Source organism: Photorhabdus tasmaniensis (assembly GCF_011189505.1).
Taxonomy (GTDB): Bacteria; Pseudomonadota; Gammaproteobacteria; order Enterobacterales; family Enterobacteriaceae; genus Photorhabdus; species Photorhabdus tasmaniensis.
The window spans coordinates 1-21,495 of record NZ_PUJU01000025.1 but is presented as its reverse complement, the minus strand read 5'-3'; the positions used below and the strand labels follow the sequence as shown (position 1 = coordinate 21,495).

The following is a 21,495-nucleotide window of genomic DNA, read 5'->3' as shown; positions in this document are numbered from 1 at the left end:
CCTTTATAGCGAGACCAAAAAACAGATGCAGTCTCTGTATAAAATTAAAACTCTTTTTTCAGCCAGCTACTGACTTTTTTAAACCAGCGACTCACTGAAGCATGTTTTTCAATATCCGCATCACCATTAAGGTGAGAGGCTTTTCCGTAATGCAACAACCCTACCGCTGTTGAATAATAGGGCTCCTGCGCATAGTCCGTCAGACCAGTAATATTAAGAGGTTGACCAATACGCACCTGAGCGTGGAATACACGCTGGGCACATTCAGCCAAACCATCAATCTGAGCACCACCACCGGTCAGGACAATACCCGCAGCCAGATGGTGTTTAACACCCTGCTGGCGTAACTGTTCCTGCAATCGCAGGATTTCATCATTCACTAAATTCAGTAATTCGATGTAACGAGGCTCAATGACCTCAGCCAGCGTCTGGCGCTGTAAGCTACGTGGTGGGCGTCCACCGACACTTGGTACCTCCACACTTTCATCTTTGCTGACCAACGAACCTAGCGCACAACCGTGGCGTACTTTTATCGTTTCTGCATCGCTTGGTGGAGTACCAAAGGCATAAGCAATATCGCTGGTGACGACGTTACCTGCATAAGGGATGACTTTGGTATGACGCAGCGCTCCGCCGGTATACACCGCAATATCCATCGTCCCGCCGCCAATATCTACCACACAGACGCCCAGTTCACGCTCGTCTTCAGTCAAAACAGCATAGCTGGCAGCCAGCCCGGAAAAAATAAGCTGGTCGACTTTCAAACCACAGCGCTCAACGGCTTTTGCAATATTTTTCGCCATATCATTATGGCAAGTAATCAAGTGAACTTTCGCCTGCATACGCACGCCGGAAAGCCCCACCGGATTTTTAATGCCTTCCTGATAATCAATAGCGTATTCTTGAGGAATAACATGCAGTATCCGGTATTCATCACGTACACGAACGGATTTGGCAGTGTGAACAACATTGTCTACATCTTCTTGGGTGACTTCCTCTTCAGAAATAGGAACCATCCCGATTTCATTCTGACAACTGATATGTTTTCCAGATAACGCTAGATAAACAGAAGAAATTTGACAATCTGCCATCAATTCAGCCTGATCGATAGCCCGCTGTACACATTTAACAACCGATTCCAGGTCGTTTACACCGCCTTTATCCATACCGCGGGATGGACAGCTTCCCACCCCGATAATATTAACCATACCATCGGGCAGAATTTCACCAACAAGGGCAGATACCTTTGCTGTGCCAATCTCAAGGCCAACTACTAATTTTCTGTCCGTCGATTTGATCATTGTTGTTCTGCCTGCCTCTATATTATTGCTAGTAACTGCTTATTGCCCATTGACCCGGGCATTAGGAGCATCAATTGGTAAAGGTGCCCAACCTACAGCGGCACCACTGTCATAACGCAAATCCACATAATCTACTCTTTTCTTTGTGTTCTGCTGTAGCAGCGGATAAAGCTCGATAAAACGTTTAATACGGCCTGTTGTATCCATTCTTCCCAGCTTCAGCCGGATATCATTATCCAGTGTCAGTTGCCAGGAACGACGCGCAGTCATTGCCGCCACTTTCAATTTCAGTTTATTGGCAGCAAGAAGTTTAGCCATAGCCCGATAGCCATCAAGTACCTCTTTCTCACTGCCTTGTGGACCATAAAGCATCGGAAAATTGCTTTTAGCTTCCCATTCAGCCGGTATACTAAATACCAGCCCTTCTGCATCCAGCATCTGTGAATCATTCCAACGCGCATAAGGAACATATTCTACCAGATGAATTCTCAGTTCATCAGGCCACTGTTTACGAACAGTGACTTGTCTTATCCACGGCATCCGTTCAATACGTTGCTGAATAATATTCACATCCTGCGTCATGAAAGTTCCCGGTTGCCCTAATGACAAAATTGCCTGCCGGATATCATCATTGGTAGTGTAGTGACGCTCACCCGTTACCACCAATTTTGAAATAGGCAATCTATTAGCATCTTTCATCCAGTTCAGGACGGCCAAGCCACCCCAAACAATGGTCCCAATGACCATCAGGAAGAAAATAAGCCCTGCCAAATAAGAGCCGTTACTGGGGCGGGAACTGTTATTTTCATTATCCCGCTCCCTTACTTTCAGGGCCGCTTGAGACATATCAATCAGCCAACTCCAAAATCTTTACCACCAACTGTGAAAAACTTAATCCAGCCTGACGCGCTGCTATCGGCACTAAGCTGTGACTGGTCATCCCTGGAGAGGTATTCACTTCCAGCAGATAGAAACCGCCATCAGTATCCATCATGACATCCACCCGTCCCCAACCGCTGCATCCAACTGATTTATAAGCTTTAAGTGCTATTTCTGTCAGTTGTTGCTCTTTTTCATCACTTAAGCCACTTGGACAAAAATACTTTGTTTCTTCAGACAGATATTTTGCATCATAGTCATAAAAAACAGCAGCGGGTTGAATACGAATAGAAGGTAAAGCCGTATCACCGAGGATAGCTACCGTGTATTCCGGGCCGTACAGCCATTTTTCTACCAGTAAGTCAGTGTCAAAATGAAATGCCGTTTCCAGAGCACCACGTAACTCTGAAATCTCATTCACTTTAGTCATTCCAACACTGGAACCCTCCAGGCTTGGCTTAACAATTAATGGCAAACCTAAATCGGCCACATACTCTTTGAGTTGCAAATCAGTAAATTGTTCAAATTGCTTAGAATTAATTGGAACATAAGGTGAAACAGTTAGCCCGATCCCTTGCCATAACTGTTTTGTCCGTAATTTATCCATCGACAATGCAGAAGCCATCACGCCACTACCGGTATAAGGCAGCTGCAAAAATTCTAAGACACCTTGCAAAGTACCATCTTCCCCACCACGCCCATGAAGCGCGATAAAGACTTTTTCAAATCCCGCCTCTTTCAACTGAGTTACAGGAAAATCCTTTGTATCAACCGGATGTGCATTAATACCTGCTTCTTTCAATCCAGCCAGCACGGCTTGTCCCGATAACAGTGAAACTTCACGTTCAGCGGAAGTTCCTCCCAACAGTACCGCGACTTTCTCAGCCATTGTGTTTTTCCTCATCCAAAGATGGTTGTAATTTTGTTTCAGCCAGATTACGCGCTATTTTGCCTATATTTCCGGCACCCTGAACCAGAACTAAATCATTACCGTCCAGTACTTGTGCCAACACAGCAGCCACCTTTTCCGGATCAGATACCAGAATGGGATCTAACTTACCGCGGCTACGGATTGTACGGCACAACGAACGGCTATCGGCCCCTGGAATAACGGCTTCGCCAGCAGAGTAAACATCCAGCATCAGTAATACATCTACCTGATTCAATACATTGGCAAAGTCGTCATACAGATCACGAGTCCGGGTATAACGATGAGGCTGAAATACCATCACAATACGTTTATCCGGCCAGCCAGCACGGGCAGCTTTAACGGTTGCATCCACTTCCGTTGGATGATGACCATAATCATCAACCAGCATTGCACTGCCCTCTTTGCCGTTAACATGTTCCAGAGAAAAATTCCCCAGAAAATCAAAACGACGCCCGGTTCCTTGAAAACCTGCCAACGCAGCCAGAATATGGCTGCCAGCAATGCCTTCCTCAGTCGCAACAGCAACTGCTGCCGCTGCATTCAGCGCATTATGGCGGCCCGGTGCGTTCAATACGACTTTCAGATCAGCCATATCTTGACGACTGACAGTAAAATACCCCTGTGCACCTTTTTGCTCATAATGAGTAATACGTACGTCTGCTTCCTCACTAAAGCCATAAGTCGTGATATAGCGTCCCACGCGAGGGATTAACTCTTTGACAACCGGATCATCAATACACATCACCGCACGCCCGTAGAAAGGCAGGTTATGCAGGAAGTTAATAAATGTCTGTTTCAGGTTTTCAAAGTCACCATGATAGGTATCCATATGGTCCGCTTCGATATTGGTAATTACCGCCACCATCGGCTGTAAATGCAGGAAAGAAGCATCACTTTCATCAGCTTCCGCAATTAAATAACGGCTGCTGCCAAGACGGGCGTGTGTTCCTGCGGCTTTAACTAAACCACCATTAACAAAAGTGGGATCTAAGCCAGCCTGTGCATAGATGCTGGAAATCATCGCTGTTGTTGTTGTTTTGCCATGAGTGCCGGCAATAGCAATACCATGACGGTAACGCATTAGTTCTGCCAGCATCTCCGCTCTGCGAATGACCGGGATTCGGGCTTCACGCGCAGCGATAATTTCCGGGTTATCCACCTGTATTGCGGTCGAGGCCACAACAACACTGGCATTGAGTACATTTTCAGGGCGATGGTTAAAGTAAATCTGAGCGCCCAGTTTAGTGAGCTGCCGAGTTACCGGATTTGGTGCTAAATCAGATCCACTAATCTGATAACCTTCATTAGCTAACACTTCGGCGATCCCCCCCATGCCAGCACCACCAATGCCGACAAAGTGGATATGCCTGACTTTTCTCATCTCAGGCACGAAAGCTCTTAATTTCGCCAATTGTTGTGTATTCACGTTTTTTTCTTCACTATATAGGTTTACTTCATCGTCCTGTTTAAGACGATCGGAATCATTTTTCCGCTGCATTGCTCAATGCCGCCGATACTCGCTCAGTTGCATCAACAATTGCTGCTGAACGGGCTTTCTCTGCCATTTTCAACAATTGTGGACGTTGCCACTGAATTAATAATTCGATTACTGCATCAACCGTAAATTGAGGTTGCTCCAGTATTTTTGCCGCGCCAGCCTTTTCCAGTGGTAACGCATTCCAGTATTGCTGGCGATCTTTATGCTGAAATGGGACAAAAATCCCAGGTAATCCCGCCGCTGCCATTTCGCTGACCGTCAACGCGCCAGAACGGCAAATCACCAGATCAGCCCAAGCATAAGCTTGCGCCATATCATCAATAAATTCAGTAATCTTATGTTCGCATTTAACTGAGCTGTGATGGGAATTATTGTTATAGGCATTCCGGACACTTTCTTCCGCCCCTTTACCTGTCTGATGCCAAACCGTAATTTTATCACCCATACGGGCAGCAATTTCGGGCATTGTCTGGTTCAGAATTCTCGCCCCTTGACTGCCACCAACAACCAAAATCCGAATTGGGCCTTCACGCTCTGCCAAACGTTGCTCAGGTGTGGGTAATGCCAGCACATCTGCGCGAACAGGGTTCCCAACAACAGGCGCTTTTGGGAACGCCCCGGGAAATGCCTGTAAAACCGTTGTCGCGATTTTCGCCAACCACTGGTTTGTCAGCCCGGCAATGCCATTCTGTTCATGCAGGACAACCGGAACACCACACATCCACGCAGCAATGCCACCCGGACCAGAAACATATCCTCCCATTCCGAGCACAACATCTGGTTGATAGCGACGCATAATCACCTTTGCTTGACGAATCGCTTTGAAAATTCGTGCCGGAGCAACTAACAGTGCTTTGAGCCCTTTACCTCGCAGGCCAGAAATCTGAATAAATTCAATCTCAATGCCATGTTTTGGCACTAAATCGGCTTCCATGCGATCTGCTGTTCCCAGCCAGCGAACTTCCCAGCCCTGGTTTTTTAAATGATGAGCCACAGCCAGGCCCGGAAAGACATGTCCTCCGGTTCCACCTGCCATCACCATTAAACGTCGGGTTTTTCCACTCATCGTGGACTCCTTACAAACGCCTGTGCTTTTGCCCGGCGTATTTCAAAATCAATTCTTAATAGTAATACGATAGCTGTTGACATAATCAGCAAACTTGAACCACCGTAACTAATCAGAGGTAAAGTCAACCCTTTAGTCGGCAGCATACCCGCAGCTGCTCCAACGTTAACCAGAGCTTGAAAACTGAACCAGATACCAATCGAACAAGCCAGAAAACCGGAAAAACGCTGATCCATCTGCAATGCGCGACGACCTATAGTCATCGCGCGAAAAGCGACGAAGAATATCATTAACAACACCAAAACCACACCTACGTAACCCAATTCTTCTGCCAAAACAGAGAAAATAAAGTCAGTATGTGCTTCCGGCAGATATTCCAGTTTCTGAACTGAATTCCCTAACCCTTGCCCTAAAAACTCCCCTCGACCAAAAGCCATCAAAGATTGCGTTAACTGATAACCTTTGCCATACGGATCTTCCCAAGGATCCAGAAAAGAAGTGACACGGCGTATACGGTAAGGTTCAGCAATAATCAGCAAAACTACCGCGAATACCCCTGAACCAATAATCGCCAGAAATTGCCATAGTTTTGCTCCCGCCAGAAATAACATGGCTAATGTTGTTACAAACAGCACGACCACCGTTCCCAAGTCAGGTTGGGCCAGAAGTAGTACAGCCAACACGACCATCACTCCCATTGGCTTACAGAATCCCCAAAAGTTATTCCGTACTTCTTCTACTTTGCGCACCAAATAACTGGCGAGATAACAAAACAAAGAAAGTTTCGATAACTCAGCAGGCTGAATTCTCAAAGGCCCCAACGCAATCCAACGTGATGCACCGTTTACTGAGCTTCCTACCACCAGCACAACCAGCAGCAAAATCACGGAAGTCAGCAGCATCAGGTTGCTATAGCGTTGCCAGAAATCCATCGGAATACGCAGTGTGATTAATGACAACCCGAAAGCCAGCAATAGATAAATCGCATCACGTTTGGCAAACAGAAAAGGATCTTCTGCAAGACGCTGCCCAACCAGCATTGACGCCGAAGTCACCATGACAAAGCCGATAATCCCCAATCCGAGAGTCAGCCAAACCAGTGTGCGATCGTACAACACCATATTGGTGACATCAGTTTCACGACCACCAATAACCCAGTCTTTTAATCTACTGAACCCCGGAATAGACATTAGCCCAACTCCTCTGCCAAACGGGCAAACTCATGACCGCGCTGTTCAAAATTACGAAACTGATCAAGGCTTGCACAAGCGGGAGATAACAGCACCATGTCGCCAGCAACCAATCGTGGTGCAATATCACGTATTGCCTGTTCCATCGTTTCAGTCAATGTCGCCATTTCTGGACGTAGTTGCGCCAATCGTTTTCCATCACGGCCAAAGCAGTAAAGCCGAACTTTATTTCCACTAAGGAAAGGCTTGAGCGGAGAAAAGTCTGCCGATTTACCATCACCGCCCAACAACAAATAAAGCGTGCCATCCAGCTTCAAACCATTAAGCGCCGCTTCTGTACTGCCAACATTGGTTGCTTTAGAATCGTTAATCCAGCGCACCCCATTCTTCATATGGATAAGTTGGAAACGATGCTCAAGCCCCGGATAAACTTTCAATGCCGCCAAACTGGCTTTACGGGGGATCCCAACCGCATCGGCTAACGCCAGTGCAGCCAATCCATTTACGTAGTTATGCCGCCCTGTCAGTTTGGTTTCATTTGTCGCCAGCAGTGATTGGTTGTGAACTTTTAAAAGAACACTTTTACTATCAAGCTGGTAGTCGCCACAATCAACACCAAAGCTGACACAACGGCTGTCCATACCCATTTCAGGCAATGTCAGAGGATCCTGAGCATTTACCACGCATCTCTTCGCCTGATGATAAATTCTCAATTTAGCTGCCCGGTACTGAGATAACCCCTGCGGATAACGGTCCATATGATCCTCAGTCACATTAAGCACAGCGGCTGCCGCTGCTTTCAGGCTATATGTGGTTTCCAACTGGAAGCTGGAAAGTTCTAAGACATAAAGCTGACAGGATTTCTTCAATAATTCCAATGCAGGAAGGCCAATATTACCGCCCACCCCCACCTGCCAATTAGCCGCTTTCGCCATTTCACCAACCAGGCTGGTGACAGTACTTTTACCATTAGAACCTGTAATTGCGACTATCGGGGCTGTTGCTTCACGACAAAACAACTCGATATCACCAACAATTTCAATGCCTGCATTAGCCGCAGCCTGCAACTCGACTGTTGTCAGAGCAATCCCAGGGCTTGCAACAATCAAATCAGCATCCATCAACCAGCCAGCATTCAGACTGCCACTATGACACTCAACATCATCAGGCAATTTATCTCCGCCAGGCGGCGCTGAACGGGTATCCATCACACGGGGGATCACACCTCGCGCCATAAAAAAGTCAATACAGGAGAGGCCGGTCAGCCCCAACCCGATAATGACGACTTTTTTACCCAAATAATTTGCCATGATTAACGTACCTTCAATGTTGCCAGGCCAATCAGTACTAATATCAGAGAAATAATCCAAAAACGCACGATAACACGCGGTTCTGGCCAACCTTTCAATTCATAATGATGGTGAATAGGTGCCATACGGAAAATACGCTGTCCACGCAGTTTAAAAGACCCTACCTGCAAGATGACTGACAGGGTTTCTACCACGAATACTCCACCCATAATGACCAGCAAAAATTCCTGACGCAGCAACACCGCAATGGTCCCAAGCGCACCACCTAGTGCCAAAGAACCCACATCACCCATGAAAACCTGAGCCGGATAAGTGTTGAACCACAGGAAACCTAATCCAGCGCCAACAATCGCAGTACAGACAATAACCAGTTCACCAGCATAGTTTAGGTAAGGAATATGCAGATAGTTGGCAAAATTGACGTTACCGGTTGCCCATGCCACCAAGGCAAAACCCGCCGCAACAAAAACGGTTGGCATAATTGCCAAACCATCCAACCCGTCAGTTAGATTCACCGCGTTGCTGGTTCCGACAATCACGAAGTAGGTCAACAGAATGTAAAGCACACCCAGTTGTGGCATCACATCTTTAAAGAATGGCACGACTAATTGTGTTGCCGGGGTATCTTTCCCGATGCTGTACATTGCAAATGCCACAGCCAATGCCAGAGCGGACTGCCAGAAATACTTCCAACGGGCAATCAACCCCTTAGTATCTTTGCGCACAACTTTGCGGTAATCATCCACGAAACCAACGATACCGTAACCAATCAGAACAATCAGCACACACCAGACATAGGGGTTATTCAGGCGTGCCCACAACAGTACAGAAATCGTGATTGAAAACAGGATCAACAGACCACCCATGGTCGGTGTACCACGTTTGCTAAAGTGAGATTCCGGCCCATCATTGCGAACAACCTGCCCAATTTGTAATTTTTGCAGGAAGGCGATTAAGCGCGGCCCCATCCACAATGCGATAGCCAGTGCAGTCAGCAGGCTGACGATAGCCCTAAACGTCAGGTAAGAAAAGACGTTAAAGCCGGTATGATACTTGATCAGATATTCGGCCAGCCAAACTAACATGTGAAGCTCTCCTGTAATGCGCTGACGACATCTTCCATTGCAGTACTGCGCGAACCTTTAACTAAAACTGAAATCACTTTGTGTTGTTGTAATAGTGGAACCAATGCTGCAACCAACGCAGTCTTATCCACAAAATGCTGACCACAACCACTCGCTTCACTAATATGAGCACTTGATGTACCCACACTAAATACGCTGTCGATACCACCAGAAGCTATAGCTTCACCAACCTGACGATGGTAGTCTTTTGATTGCTCACCCAACGCGCCCATATCGCCAACGACCATCACTTTGTAACCTGTCATTTGTGATAATACTTGAGCCGCAACAGTCATCGAACCGACATTAGCGTTATAAGTGTCATCAAGTAGCAATTTTCCCTCTGCCAGATTGATTGGAAACAACCGACCTGGTACAGGTTTCAGCTCGGATAAGCCAAGACGGATATCTTTTAGCGTTGCGCCAACAGAAATTGCCAACGCACTAGCAGCTAACGCATTGGCAACATTATGTTTTCCAGGTAATGGCAACGCGATTTCTGTGCTGCCAACTGGGGTATGCAGACAAAAATTAGTCGTTAGCTGTTTGACCTGAATATCTGTCGCGTAAAAATCAGTGTCTGATGCTTGTTGTATGGAAAAACGCTGCACTGTTTTGTCACCGATAACTTGTTGCCAGTGCGCCCAGTCATTACTTTCCATATTGATAATGGCAGTACCATTTTCTGGAAGACCGACAAAAATTTCTCCCTTCGCTTTTGCAATACCCGCCAGAGAACCAAAATCTTCCAGGTGTGCAGTAGACAGGTTATTTACCAGTGCCGTTTCTGGTCGGGTCATTTCCGTGGTATAGGCGATCTCACCAATATGGCTTGCGCCTAATTCAATCACAGCAAACTCATGTTGTTCTGTCAGTCTGAACAATGTCAGCGGCACGCCAATATCATTATTCAGGTTGCCCGCAGTATAGAGCGTATTACCGCACTGACGCAGAATCGCAGCGGTCATCTCTTTCACCGATGTTTTACCGGATGACCCCGTCAGCGCAACGACACGGGCGTTACTCTGTTGACGAACCCAACCAGCCAATTGCCCCATAGCCAGACGAGTATCTTTGACTACAACTTGCGGACAATTAACATCCAGTACACGGCTGACCAGCAAAGCACTGGTACCCGCTTTTACTGCATCAACAGAAAAATCATGGGCATCAAAACGTTCACCCTTTAATGCAATAAACAGACTGCCATTTCCAACTTTACGGCTGTCAGTAGTAACATCACTGATACAGATATCTGTGGCCTGCTGCTCCGTAACCTGTTTCAGCGTGCCATCAGTGATTTGCACCAGTTGTTGCAGTGTGAGGGAAATCATGCGATCACCCCCAGTAACCGGGCAGCAGTCAATCGATCTGAGTAATCAAGGCGACGATGACCTACCAATTGATAATCTTCATGGCCTTTACCCGCAATCAATACAACATCATCTGCTCTTGCCTGCATAATGGCACTGGTTACCGCTTCAACACGGCCATGAATCGCTATCGCGCGGCCCGGATCAATAAAACCCGTCAGAATGTCAGCAACAATTGTCTGAGGCTCTTCACTGCGCGGGTTATCATCAGTAACAATCACATAATCAGCCCACTGTTCTGCCACACCTCCCATCAGAGGACGTTTGCCTTTATCGCGATCGCCACCACAACCAAAAACGCACCAAAGTTTACCTTTACAATGCAAGCGTGCAGCCGCCAACGCTTTCTCCAGCGCATCAGGTGTATGAGCATAATCGACAACCACCACCGGTTTGCCCGGTGCAGTGAATACTTCCATCCGCCCACAGACCGGCGACAGGCAGGAAGCAGTTTCAAGCAGCTTTTCCAGTGGATAGTCCAAAGCTAATAAGGTGGAAAGTGCCAACAACAAGTTGCTGACGTTAAATGCCCCCATCAGGGAACTATCAATTGTACCGCCTCCCCAACTGGACTCGAAAGTAATAGAGACACCTTTACCGTAATATTTTATTTCACGAGCCGCCAACCAACGCCCCTGCCAGTTTTCCGGCAGACGGTTTTCCATCGTCACAGCAACTGCTTGTGGTAAACGGGATAACCATTTCAGGCCAATATCATCATCAGCATTAATGATTTGCTGTTTCACATTGTGAGTAGAGAATAACAACCACTTAGCTGCTTCGTAGTGCTCCATATCACCGTGGTAATCAAGATGATCACGGCTCAAATTGGTAAATACCGCCGCCTCAAATGGTAACGCGGCCACCCGCCCCTGAATCAACCCGTGAGAAGAGACCTCCATTGCTGCAAAGGTCGCCCCTTGCCGAACAAGTTGTTGCAGATCCAGTTGAATATCAACGGCTGAACCGGTGGTATTTTCACTCGGTGCCACCCGCCCCAGCAAACCATTACCAACAGTTCCCATCACTGCACTGGTTTCACCCAATCCGTGGCTCCACTGAGCAAGCAATTGAGTCGTGGTTGTTTTTCCATTGGTTCCAGTGACACCAATCAGACGCAATTTATTACCAGGATGGCGATAAAACTCACCGGCTAATTGTGATAACTTATTATTCAAATCGCTCACATAAACAACCGGAACACCGTGCATAACCTGCACAGTCCCGTTATCAGCCTCGCCCTGGGCTTCTGCAATAACCGCCGCAACACCTTGTGCGATGGCCTGAGGAATGTAGTGTCGACCATCTGCCTGATGCCCTTTAATGGCAACAAACAGATCTCCGGCAGCCGATTTACGGCTGTCCAATGTCATTTCGCGTAACGCGCACTCTGGGGCATCAATACCCAATGGCGCGAGTAAATCGCGTAGATTACGATCTGCCACCTGTATCCTCTTTTTTATTAACCACAAATTCATTTTTATCACCTGCTGCCAAAGCATCCGGCTCCACATTCATGATGCGCAGAACACCGCCCATAATGGCACCAAATACCGGCGCAGAAACCGCACCGCCGTAATACTTACCTGCTTGTGGATCATTAATGATCACAACCAGTGCAAATCTTGGATTACTTGCAGGAGCAACACCAGCGGCGTAAGAGATATATCGATTAATGTACTTGCCGTCCGGCCCGACTTTCTTCGCAGTACCCGTTTTGATTGCAATCCGATAACCTTTTATTGCGGCCGTTACTCCGCCGCCACCGGGCAAAGCCACACTTTCCATCATATGAACGACCGTACGCATAATTGGCTCAGGAAATACTCTGGTGCCTGGCACGGGTGGATCAACTTTGGTAATCGACAGGGGACGATAGATACCCATGCTGCCAATCGTTGCATAGACTCGCGCTAACTGTAACGGTGTTACCATCAGCCCATAGCCGTAAGAAAAGGTGGCCCTATCAAGATCTGACCACCGTTGTCTGTTTATTGGGTATAAGCCACTGCTTTCTCCGACCAACCCCAGATTGGTCGGTTTTCCCAACCCAAAGCGTGAATAGACATCCACTAACTCTGTAGCAGGCATCGCTAACGCTAGCCTGGAAACACCGACATTACTCGATTTCTGTAAGATACCCGTGATAGATAATTCTGAATAACGGCCCACATCCTTGATTTCCTTGCCGCTGATCCTATAAGGTACTGTATTAATAACAGTATTTTCTTTGATAATACCATCATGCAGCGCAGCCATGACCACCATAGGCTTAACAGTGGAACCCGGCTCGAAAATATCGGTAATAGCACGGTTACGCATCGCTTCCTTTGACGTATTGATGCGATTATTTGGGTTATAAGATGGGCTGTTCGCCATTGCCAATACTTCGCCGGTATTAACATCCACCAATACCGCTGTGCCGGATTCTGCTTTATTAAAGGCGACTGCGTTGGTTAATTCGCGATAAACCAGCGACTGCAAACGTTCATCAATACTCAATACCAGATTGTGTGCCGCCAGACTATCAACAGAAGAAATATCTTCGATGACACGGCCAAAGCGATCTTTGCGTACCGTCCGCTCACCTGGCTGACCAGTCAGCCAGCGATCAAAACTTTTTTCGACACCTTCAATGCCCTGACCGTCAACGTTAGTCACACCAATAATATGGGCAGTTACCTGACCTGATGGGTAATAACGCCGGGATTCCTGCCGCAAATAAATTCCCGGCAATTTCAGTTTATGAATATAATCACCAACTGATGGGTTAACCTGACGCGCCAGATAAACAAAGCGGCCTTTAGGATTAGTAATAATTTTACTGGTGAGTTGTTCAACCGGCAGATTAATCGCATCAGACAAGGCTTTCCATCGGGTATCATCAGTAATTCCCCCTTTTTCAAATACCTCTTTTGGATCTGCCCAGACAGCATTTACCGGAACACTGACAGCCAGAGGTCGCCCCAGACGATCGCTAATCATACCGCGTGCAGTCGGAATTGACTGTACGCGCAGGGAGCGTAAATCTCCTTCTTTAACCAATTGCTCCGGATTGATGACTTGCAAGTAAGCCACTCTCAGCAACAAGCAAATCAAAGCAAGAGCAATACCTCCACACAGCAAGGCAAAACGCCAGCTAACAAAACTGACTTTATCTTCTTGCCGTTTCAACTTCGCAAAGCGTGCTGCTTTCATTGCTTACCTTATAATCCTCAAATTGACTCACTGTGAAACAACAATGTTTTCCTGTGCAGGATCAACATGTTGCATATGCATTTTTTCAACGGCTATCCGTTCAATCCGGCTGTGCTCACCAAGGGCGTTTTCTTCAAGGATCAAATTACGCCACTCGATATCCAACGCATTACGTTCCAATACCAAATGTTCTCTTTCAGCCGTCAACAAACGGGTTTCATGTGTCGTAGTAACAACACTTATGGCTGAAACCATAACAACTATTAGAAGCAACAACGGTATTTTGGCATTCCTAAACAAATCGCTGCCAATAATACCGGTTAACCCATGACGTTCTCCTGCCATTATTCGCTAATTTTTTCAGCAAAACGTAGAACAGAACTACGGGCCCGTGGGTTATCAGCCACTTCTTCCTCCGAAGGTTTCATCTTGCCGACAGATTTCAGGCTACGCCCACCTTGCGCTTTCAGTTGCTCTTCTGTCAGTGGCAATCCTGCCGGTACTTGTGGCCCACGACTGTTATGGCGGATAAAGCGCTTAACAATGCGATCTTCCAGTGAATGAAAACTGATAACTGAAAGCCGCCCTTGTGGTGCAAGCGCCTGTAATGCACCATCCAGCGCCTGCTCAATCTCTTCCAGCTCACTGTTGATATAAATCCTGATAGCCTGGAAACTCCTTGTCGCAGGATGCTTATGCTTCTCTTTCACCGGACTGGCCTGAGCAATCAAATCGGCCAGCGCTTTTGTCCGGGTAATTGGCTCTTCCTGATTACGTGTAACAATGGCTCTGGCAATACGTTTAGCGAAACGTTCTTCACCAAACGTTTTCAACACCCATGCAATATCATCCGCTTCTGCTTTCATTAGCCATTCGGCTGCTGATTGCCCGCGAGTCGGATCCATCCGCATATCCAGTGGCCCGTCACGCATAAAAGAAAAACCACGCTCCGGATCATCCAGTTGAGGTGAAGAAACACCTAAATCCAGTAATACACCATTGATTTTGCCGGTCAGCCCGACCTCTTCCACATGGTGAGCCAAAGCAGAAAACGGGCCATGTATTATTGAAAAACGCGGATCTGTGATCGCTTTTGCCGCTTCAATTGCCTGCGGATCACGATCAATTGCAATTAAACGACCTGCTGCCCCCAGTTGCGACAAAATCAGACGCGAATGCCCACCACGGCCAAATGTGCCATCAATATAGATTCCATCTTCACGAATATTCAGTCCATTGACTGCTTCATCCAGCAATACACTGGTATGTTTAAAATGACTGTTTGCCATGTTTATAGTGATAAGTCCTGTAGCCGTACTGATAAAGGTTCCTGAGTAGATCGCTCAGTCGCAATGTCATCCTTAACCTGTTGATACCAAGTCTGCTCGTTCCACAGTTCAAATTTGTTGAACTGACCAACCAGCATGACCTCTTTGGCTAGCCCTGCGTGCTGGCGCAGTGTATTAGCTAACAAAAGACGTCCTGCACTATCCATTTGGCATTCACTGGCATGACCTAAGAGCAAACGTTGTACCCGGCGCTCCGCCGGATTCATGCTGGATAAGCGGGAGAGCTTTTCTTCAATAATTTCCCATTCAGGTAGTGTATAAAGCAACAGGCATGGCTGATGGAGGTCAATGGTACAAACCATTTGCCCTTGTGACTCCTCGTTTAGCATAACCCGGTATCGGGTAGGTACGGCGAGCCGCCCCTTGCTATCGAGATTAACCAACGTTGCTCCACGAAACATCTCAAGTTGCCTTAGGCGATCAAAAATTACCACTTTATCCCACTAATCCCCACAATAAGGAGTTTACGGATGGGACGAAAACCTTGTCAAGCCAGAGCCGATGCGCTTTAGCTATATTTTGCAGAAGAATTTTGGTAGTTAAGGGGGATAATTATTAAATTTAGCAATATCAAAAATAATTAAAGCCATGATAATTTTGAATAATTTTACAAGCAAATGAGAATAAAGGTTGACGATAAAATAATGAAAAAATAATTGTGTTATTAATTTATTTACATAATTTACATTTCATTACTGTTTGACAACTGTACAGCAATATTTGTCATTTCATTTGATGCATTCAACGTTAAAACCAGTTGGCAATAAAAATACCGTACGATAAATATTATTAAAATCAATTTAATGTATAAATAGCAGTAAAAATAAAGCAGAAAATAGACAAACACCAACCTGAAAAGACGTTGCTACCTGCCCTTCCTTCTACTAAATAATTTATGTATGAACGAAATTGCATTTGAGGACGCTGAAACACTCAAATAAACATTGTCTTAAAGTTGCCCTTGTATATTTTTTTACAAATCTGGTAGCAAAAGCGCCCCATCAAAGAATTAATGAGGCGCTTTTATCATCATTTCCGACTCAAACTTCCTCGCTGGCATAAGTCACGGTGTATCCGTGTGATACCGGGTTCTGGTTTCTGCTTTTCATCCAGACTCGCCAATACTAGTTCCAATACCCGTTCCGCCACTTCACGATGACGCTGCGCTACAGAAAGCACCGGACACTCGAGGAAATCCAATAATTCATGATCACCAAAAGTCGCAATGACCAATTGATTGGGTAACCGGCCACTGTGTTTAAGCGTAACATCCATGACTCCCTGTAACAGAGCAAAAGAGGTAGTGAATAACGCCTGTGGCATTGGGTGAGTTTCCAACCACTTGGCAAACACTTCAGCCGCGGTATCACGCTCATAACTGTTTGAGTAAAGGTACATAACCTTACGAGGATCATCTTTCCATGCTTCACGAAATCCCTGTTCACGCAGAAAACTGACTGACAGTTCGGGTAATGCGCCGAGATACAGCACAGATTCAGCAGGAAATTGACGAAACTCTTGTGCCAACATTTTGGCATCTTCAAAGTCATCGCCCACTACGCTGATAAAATGTTCATTTTCTAATGCACGATCAAGCGCAACAATAGGTAAAGAGCGGTTTGCCCAGCGCTGATAAAAAGGATGCTCCGGCGGTAATGCGGTAGAAACAATAATTGCGTCTACCTGCCGTTGTAACAAGTGCTCAACGCAGCGCATTTCATTATCAGGCTGATCTTCAGAACAGGCTATCAATAATTGATAACCACGCTGACGAGCCTGGCGCTCAAGATAATTCGCAATGCGGGTATAGCTGGTATTTTCTAAATCTGGGATAACCAGACCAATAGAACGGGTGCGTCCTGCACGGAGACCGGCTGCCACAGCATTAGGATGGTAATTATGCTCTTTGACCACTGCCATCACTTTTTCTACCGTTTTATCACTGACACGGTATTGTTTGGCTTTACCATTAATCACATAACTGGCCGTTGTGCGTGAAACACCTGCAAGGCGGGCGATTTCATCCAGTTTCACATTAACTCCTTCATAGACACCAAAAAAGGCCCTACTTTATCGCAGAGCCTCATAAATGTATGTATATTGCCCCGCAGTTTGCGATTTTTCATCGCATAATTTTATCCCCACGAGATACACCGACAATACCGGAACGAGCAACTTCAGCAATTTCAGCAACGTCACGAACGGCATCCAGAAATGCATCCAGTTTATCGCTGGTTCCTACCAGTTGTACGGTATATAAAGTAGAAGTCACATCCACGATCTGCCCACGGAAAATATCGGTACTGCGCTTAATCTCTTCTCGTCCATACCCACTGGCCTGCAATTTCACCAGCATAATCTCACGTTCTACATGAGAACCTGCTGCCAACTCGCTGACTCGTAGTACATCCACTAGCTTGTGCAACTGTTTTTCAATCTGTTCAAGTACCCTGGCATCGCCCTTAGTCTGAATTGTCATCCGCGATAATGTTGGATCGTCAGTTGGCGCCACAGTTAAACTTTCAATATTGTAGCCACGCTGAGAAAACAGACCAACAACACGGGACAAAGCCCCTGATTCGTTTTCAAGTAATACAGATAAAATCCGGCGCATAATCAGGTTCTCTCCGTTTTGCTTAACCACATCTCATCCATTGCTCCTCCACGGATCTGCATAGGATATACGTGTTCAGTTTCATCCACTGTGACATCAACAAATACCAGCCGCTGATTTTCAGTCACCTCTTTCAAGGCTTCTGCCAATTTACCTTCCAGCTCGTCATAACTCTGGATAGAAATGCCAACATGACCATAAGCCTCAGCCAGTTTGACAAAATCAGGCAAAGATTCCATATAGGACTGAGAGTGGCGGCCTGCATAAATCATGTCTTGCCATTGTTTTATCATCCCCAGGAAACGGTTATTCAAGTTCAGAACCAGTACCGGCAACCCATATTGCAACGCCGTGGACAATTCCTGAATATTCATCTGAATACTACCATCCCCCGTAACACAGACTACCATTGCTTCCGGTTTCACCAGTTTGACCCCCAATGCAGCCGGTAAGCCAAATCCCATCGTCCCTAAACCACCGGAACTGATCCAACGTCTTGGCTTGTCAAATGGGTAATGCAATGCAACAAACATCTGATGTTGTCCAACATCTGAAGTGACATAAGCTTCACCTTTAGTCAGACGATAGAGAACCTCGATAGCCGCTTGCGGTTTAATCTTTTCACTACTGCGATCAAAATTGAGACATTTACGGCTACGCCATTGCTGAATAGATAACCACCAATCTTTCAGCGCATCCGGGTCCTGTGTATCTTCCACTGTCTCCAACAGTTCCAACATTTGCCGCAGCACCTGTTTAGCATCACCAACAATAGGTATATCTGCGGCAACCGTTTTCGAAATTGATGTTGGATCGATATCAATATGCAAAACAGTTGCTTCCGGACAATATTTCGCCAAGTTATTGGTTGTACGATCATCAAAACGTACACCAACAGCAAAAATCACATCGGAATTATGCATTGCTTTGTTAGCTTCAAATGTACCGTGCATACCGAGCATTCCCAGGCTTTGCTGGTGAGTTGCCGGAAAACTGCCTAACCCCATCAGGGAGCTTACAACCGGAATATTGAATTTTTCTGCCAATACCAGCAATTCTGTTGAACAATCCGCATTAATTGCCCCACCGCCCACATATATGATTGGTTTCTTCGCATTCAACAGTTTTCTTAATGCCCGTTTAATCTGCCCTTTATGCCCTTGCACCGTCGGATTATAAGAACGCATACTTATCTGCTCAGGATAAACATAAGCGTGTTTTACTGCCGGATTTACCGTATCTTTTGGTAAATCAATGACTACCGGCCCCGGGCGACCACTGGCGGCCAAATAGAAGGCTTTTTTCAGTACTTTCGGAATATCTTCCGCTTTTTTCACTAAAAAGCTGTGTTTCACAATTGGGCGGGAGATCCCCACCATGTCACATTCCTGGAATGCATCATTACCAATCAGGGAACTGGCTACCTGACCGGACAATACAACCATTGGAATTGAATCCATATAAGCTGTTGCAATGCCCGTGATGGCATTGGTCGCCCCCGGCCCGGAAGTGACCAATACCACACCAACCTTTCCCGTGGAACGAGCATAGCCGTCAGCCATATGAACCGCACCCTGCTCATGGCGTACCAGGATATGTTCAATTCCCCCAACCGTATGCAAGGCATCGTAAATATCCAGTACTGCGCCGCCTGGATAACCGAATACATGTTCAACGCCCTGATCAATTAACGATCGGACGACTATTTCAGCTCCTGATAACATCTCCATAGGTTTTCCTCCAGGCTCTGTTTGCAAGTTAATAAATCGGAAGTTCCTTCCACTTTTATTTTAGTAAGGCGAATGGCCTCTCAGCGATATATTGATGCTGAGTTAATTAACATAACGCTAGAAACAGGTGTTAGCAATGCGAATAAAGGCAGAATAGCAACTTTATGGCAGTTCTAAATGCCTTCTGTAAGCGTTATCTTACTATCAAGAAGCTAAAAGTAAGTAGAATATGAGTGGCTATACCTGAAAAGAACGACAATATATAGGTATTATCCGGTATATATACGATAAAAAACTAAAAAACAGTTTTCAAAATCGTTTAAGTCACCACAGCATAAATCTGATAAAGGAAGTGTGGACGAATACCTCAAATAATTTAATGATAATTTCATCGTGTCTGAATAACTATTATGAATAATTCATTTAGGCAAAATCTATTTACTTCATTTTAATTAGAGAATAAGATAGAAGTGATTATTTTCCCTTGGAAGACTAACTCCATACATTTAATATTTACCTGAATACATAAATATTCATTTTCATAATTCAACAACCAAATGTAATAATCAGTGAAAATGAATTTATTTCTTATTAGTCATACGCCATATTCATTAAAATAGCCAAGTTATGAATATAAGTAAACTTGGCATATCTACAAAACAGCAAGACATTTATTTATAACATTAAATTGTCTTTTAATATCTTCTCTAAATACACCCTCCACTAGCCATCAGTAAAACTGTATCATGACGTGGATTTACGATTTATTAAAACAACCACAATTATGGTTAAAAAAATACCTATAAATGTTGTAAAAAAAACGATGCTTATGGAAAAAAATAAGATATTGTGGAACCTATCAAAGGGCCAAAAAACATGGAAAAACCAACAGAAATTGACGTTAAGCCAAATATTTTAGCCGAGTTATCATTAGTTGCGAATTTCTGCATATAAATGGTAACAATAATATTATTCATAGACGATCCTATTCCTATTATTACCATTGCTAAAAATATAAAAAACAAATTGATTTTATCAGGAAATAAATCGTTAAATTGATTTGTTATTCCTATTAAAAGATACCCCGAACCCCACAAAAAGAATGAAGATAACATAATATTTAACGATGTGTTAATCTTAGACTTTCCAAATACTAAACCAATTAGAACACCTGAAATACCTGAAAGACACATAGCAAAACTATAATGGCTTCCATTTAATCCCCGCTTCATAAAGCTAAGAGCTATTAGACCATCTGATAGATAGCCAAAACAAGTTAAAATGGAAATAACAATAAATGAAAACAATATTCTATTATCTTTCATTATATTAAAGTAATTAATTAGTGATATTTTGTTTTTTTTGCGGTTAACATTAATCAATGGTTCTGAAACGAAAATATATAAGACTGCCGAAATAAAATAAAGCACTGATATTAAAATAAGAATTTGTTTTACTGAGTAATAGATAAGAATAAAACCTAAAAATAACGGGGCCGACATTTTGTATATTTGAAATGAAATCTGCCAATAACTAAATTTTTTTTCAAATTGGTTGATTGATATGTTTTTTAATATTAAAAAATTGGAGGGTCCTAAAAATAAACGAAGGATGTTTTTAATAAAATAATAAAGGGTGGGTTCACATGATAAGTGCAACATCGTTAATCTGGAAGTAAACAGGTTCGTATTCCTTTAAATAATTCATTCGGCGTTTTCCCACCCCGTGTTTTTCGGGGGCGATTATTTAATCGATTTACCACAAAATTTATTTCCTGATCAGAGACTTCATTAAAATCAGTTCCCTTTGGAAAGTATTGTCTGATTAACCCATTGATATTCTCATTGATCCCTCTTTCCCAGGGCGAATAAGGATGCGCAAAGTCAATTTGGGTTTCTAACTTTTCACTGATGATTTCATGATCTGCAAACT

General features: G+C 44.9%; 19 protein-coding genes. All 19 read right to left on the bottom strand.

Annotated features, from left to right (window positions below):
- Positions 1-44: 44 nt before the first annotated feature.
- Positions 45-1,301, bottom strand: a complete 1,257-nt coding sequence (gene ftsA / locus C5471_RS12895; RefSeq protein ID WP_012777290.1) for a cell division protein FtsA — start codon at positions 1,299-1,301, stop codon at positions 45-47.
- A 39-nt stretch (positions 1,302-1,340) separates the two neighbouring features.
- Positions 1,341-2,147, bottom strand: coding sequence for a cell division protein FtsQ (ftsQ, locus tag C5471_RS12890; RefSeq protein ID WP_133814820.1), 807 nt, complete (start codon positions 2,145-2,147; stop codon positions 1,341-1,343).
- A gap of 1 nt (position 2,148) precedes the next feature.
- Positions 2,149-3,069 carry a D-alanine--D-alanine ligase gene (locus C5471_RS12885; protein ID WP_133814821.1) on the bottom strand — a complete coding sequence of 307 codons (921 nt, stop codon included), beginning with the start codon at positions 3,067-3,069 and terminating at the stop codon, positions 2,149-2,151.
- Positions 3,062-4,537: a UDP-N-acetylmuramate--L-alanine ligase gene (gene murC / locus C5471_RS12880; RefSeq protein ID WP_133814822.1), complete on the bottom strand. Its 1,476-nt coding sequence runs from the start codon at positions 4,535-4,537 to the stop codon at positions 3,062-3,064. Before murC ends, C5471_RS12885 begins: the two co-directional genes overlap by 8 nt.
- A 55-nt stretch (positions 4,538-4,592) precedes the next feature.
- On the bottom strand, positions 4,593-5,675 hold the full coding sequence (murG, locus tag C5471_RS12875; RefSeq protein ID WP_133814823.1) for an undecaprenyldiphospho-muramoylpentapeptide beta-N-acetylglucosaminyltransferase: 1,083 nt from the start codon (positions 5,673-5,675) through the stop codon (positions 4,593-4,595).
- The gene (gene ftsW / locus C5471_RS12870; RefSeq protein WP_133814824.1) at positions 5,672-6,865 is read right to left on the bottom strand and encodes a cell division protein FtsW; all 1,194 of its coding nucleotides are present in this window, start codon (positions 6,863-6,865) and stop codon (positions 5,672-5,674) included. Before ftsW ends, murG begins: the two co-directional genes overlap by 4 nt.
- Positions 6,865-8,175 carry a UDP-N-acetylmuramoyl-L-alanine--D-glutamate ligase gene (murD, locus tag C5471_RS12865; RefSeq protein WP_133814825.1) on the bottom strand — a complete coding sequence of 437 codons (1,311 nt, stop codon included), beginning with the start codon at positions 8,173-8,175 and terminating at the stop codon, positions 6,865-6,867. The genes ftsW and murD overlap by 1 nt, the downstream gene beginning before the upstream one ends.
- 2 nt (positions 8,176-8,177) lie before the next feature.
- The gene (mraY, locus tag C5471_RS12860; protein WP_133814826.1) at positions 8,178-9,260 is read right to left on the bottom strand and encodes a phospho-N-acetylmuramoyl-pentapeptide-transferase; all 1,083 of its coding nucleotides are present in this window, start codon (positions 9,258-9,260) and stop codon (positions 8,178-8,180) included.
- The gene (murF, locus tag C5471_RS12855) at positions 9,254-10,633 is read right to left on the bottom strand and encodes a UDP-N-acetylmuramoyl-tripeptide--D-alanyl-D-alanine ligase (protein ID WP_133814827.1); all 1,380 of its coding nucleotides are present in this window, start codon (positions 10,631-10,633) and stop codon (positions 9,254-9,256) included. The genes mraY and murF overlap by 7 nt, the downstream gene beginning before the upstream one ends.
- Positions 10,630-12,117, bottom strand: a complete 1,488-nt coding sequence (gene murE, locus C5471_RS12850) for a UDP-N-acetylmuramoyl-L-alanyl-D-glutamate--2,6-diaminopimelate ligase (protein ID WP_133814828.1) — start codon at positions 12,115-12,117, stop codon at positions 10,630-10,632. The genes murF and murE overlap by 4 nt, the downstream gene beginning before the upstream one ends.
- Entirely contained in the window at positions 12,104-13,870 is a 1,767-nt protein-coding gene (locus C5471_RS12845) for a peptidoglycan glycosyltransferase FtsI (protein WP_133814829.1), read from the bottom strand. The genes murE and C5471_RS12845 overlap by 14 nt, the downstream gene beginning before the upstream one ends.
- A gap of 27 nt (positions 13,871-13,897) precedes the next feature.
- Entirely contained in the window at positions 13,898-14,218 is a 321-nt protein-coding gene (gene ftsL / locus C5471_RS12840) for a cell division protein FtsL (RefSeq protein ID WP_133814830.1), read from the bottom strand.
- Entirely contained in the window at positions 14,215-15,159 is a 945-nt protein-coding gene (gene rsmH, locus C5471_RS12835; protein WP_133814831.1) for a 16S rRNA (cytosine(1402)-N(4))-methyltransferase RsmH, read from the bottom strand. The genes ftsL and rsmH overlap by 4 nt, the downstream gene beginning before the upstream one ends.
- Positions 15,160-15,161: 2 nt before the next feature.
- Positions 15,162-15,620, bottom strand: a complete 459-nt coding sequence (gene mraZ / locus C5471_RS12830; RefSeq protein ID WP_133814832.1) for a division/cell wall cluster transcriptional repressor MraZ — start codon at positions 15,618-15,620, stop codon at positions 15,162-15,164.
- Positions 15,621-16,248: 628 nt separating this feature from the next.
- Entirely contained in the window at positions 16,249-17,253 is a 1,005-nt protein-coding gene (gene cra / locus C5471_RS12825) for a catabolite repressor/activator (RefSeq protein ID WP_133814833.1), read from the bottom strand.
- Positions 17,254-17,341: 88 nt separating this feature from the next.
- Positions 17,342-17,833, bottom strand: a complete 492-nt coding sequence (gene ilvN / locus C5471_RS12820; RefSeq protein WP_166295947.1) for an acetolactate synthase small subunit — start codon at positions 17,831-17,833, stop codon at positions 17,342-17,344.
- 2 nt (positions 17,834-17,835) lie between these two features.
- Positions 17,836-19,563 (bottom strand): acetolactate synthase 3 large subunit, encoded by a 1,728-nt coding sequence (gene ilvI, locus C5471_RS12815; RefSeq protein WP_133814834.1) that lies wholly within the window; start codon positions 19,561-19,563, stop codon positions 17,836-17,838.
- A gap of 827 nt (positions 19,564-20,390) precedes the next feature.
- Positions 20,391-21,065: an MFS transporter gene (locus tag C5471_RS12810; RefSeq protein ID WP_242688694.1), complete on the bottom strand. Its 675-nt coding sequence runs from the start codon at positions 21,063-21,065 to the stop codon at positions 20,391-20,393.
- A 161-nt stretch (positions 21,066-21,226) separates the two neighbouring features.
- Positions 21,227-21,495, bottom strand: a 269-nt coding sequence (locus tag C5471_RS12805; protein WP_166295935.1) for an IS30 family transposase, incomplete at its 5' end; no start/stop codon positions are given.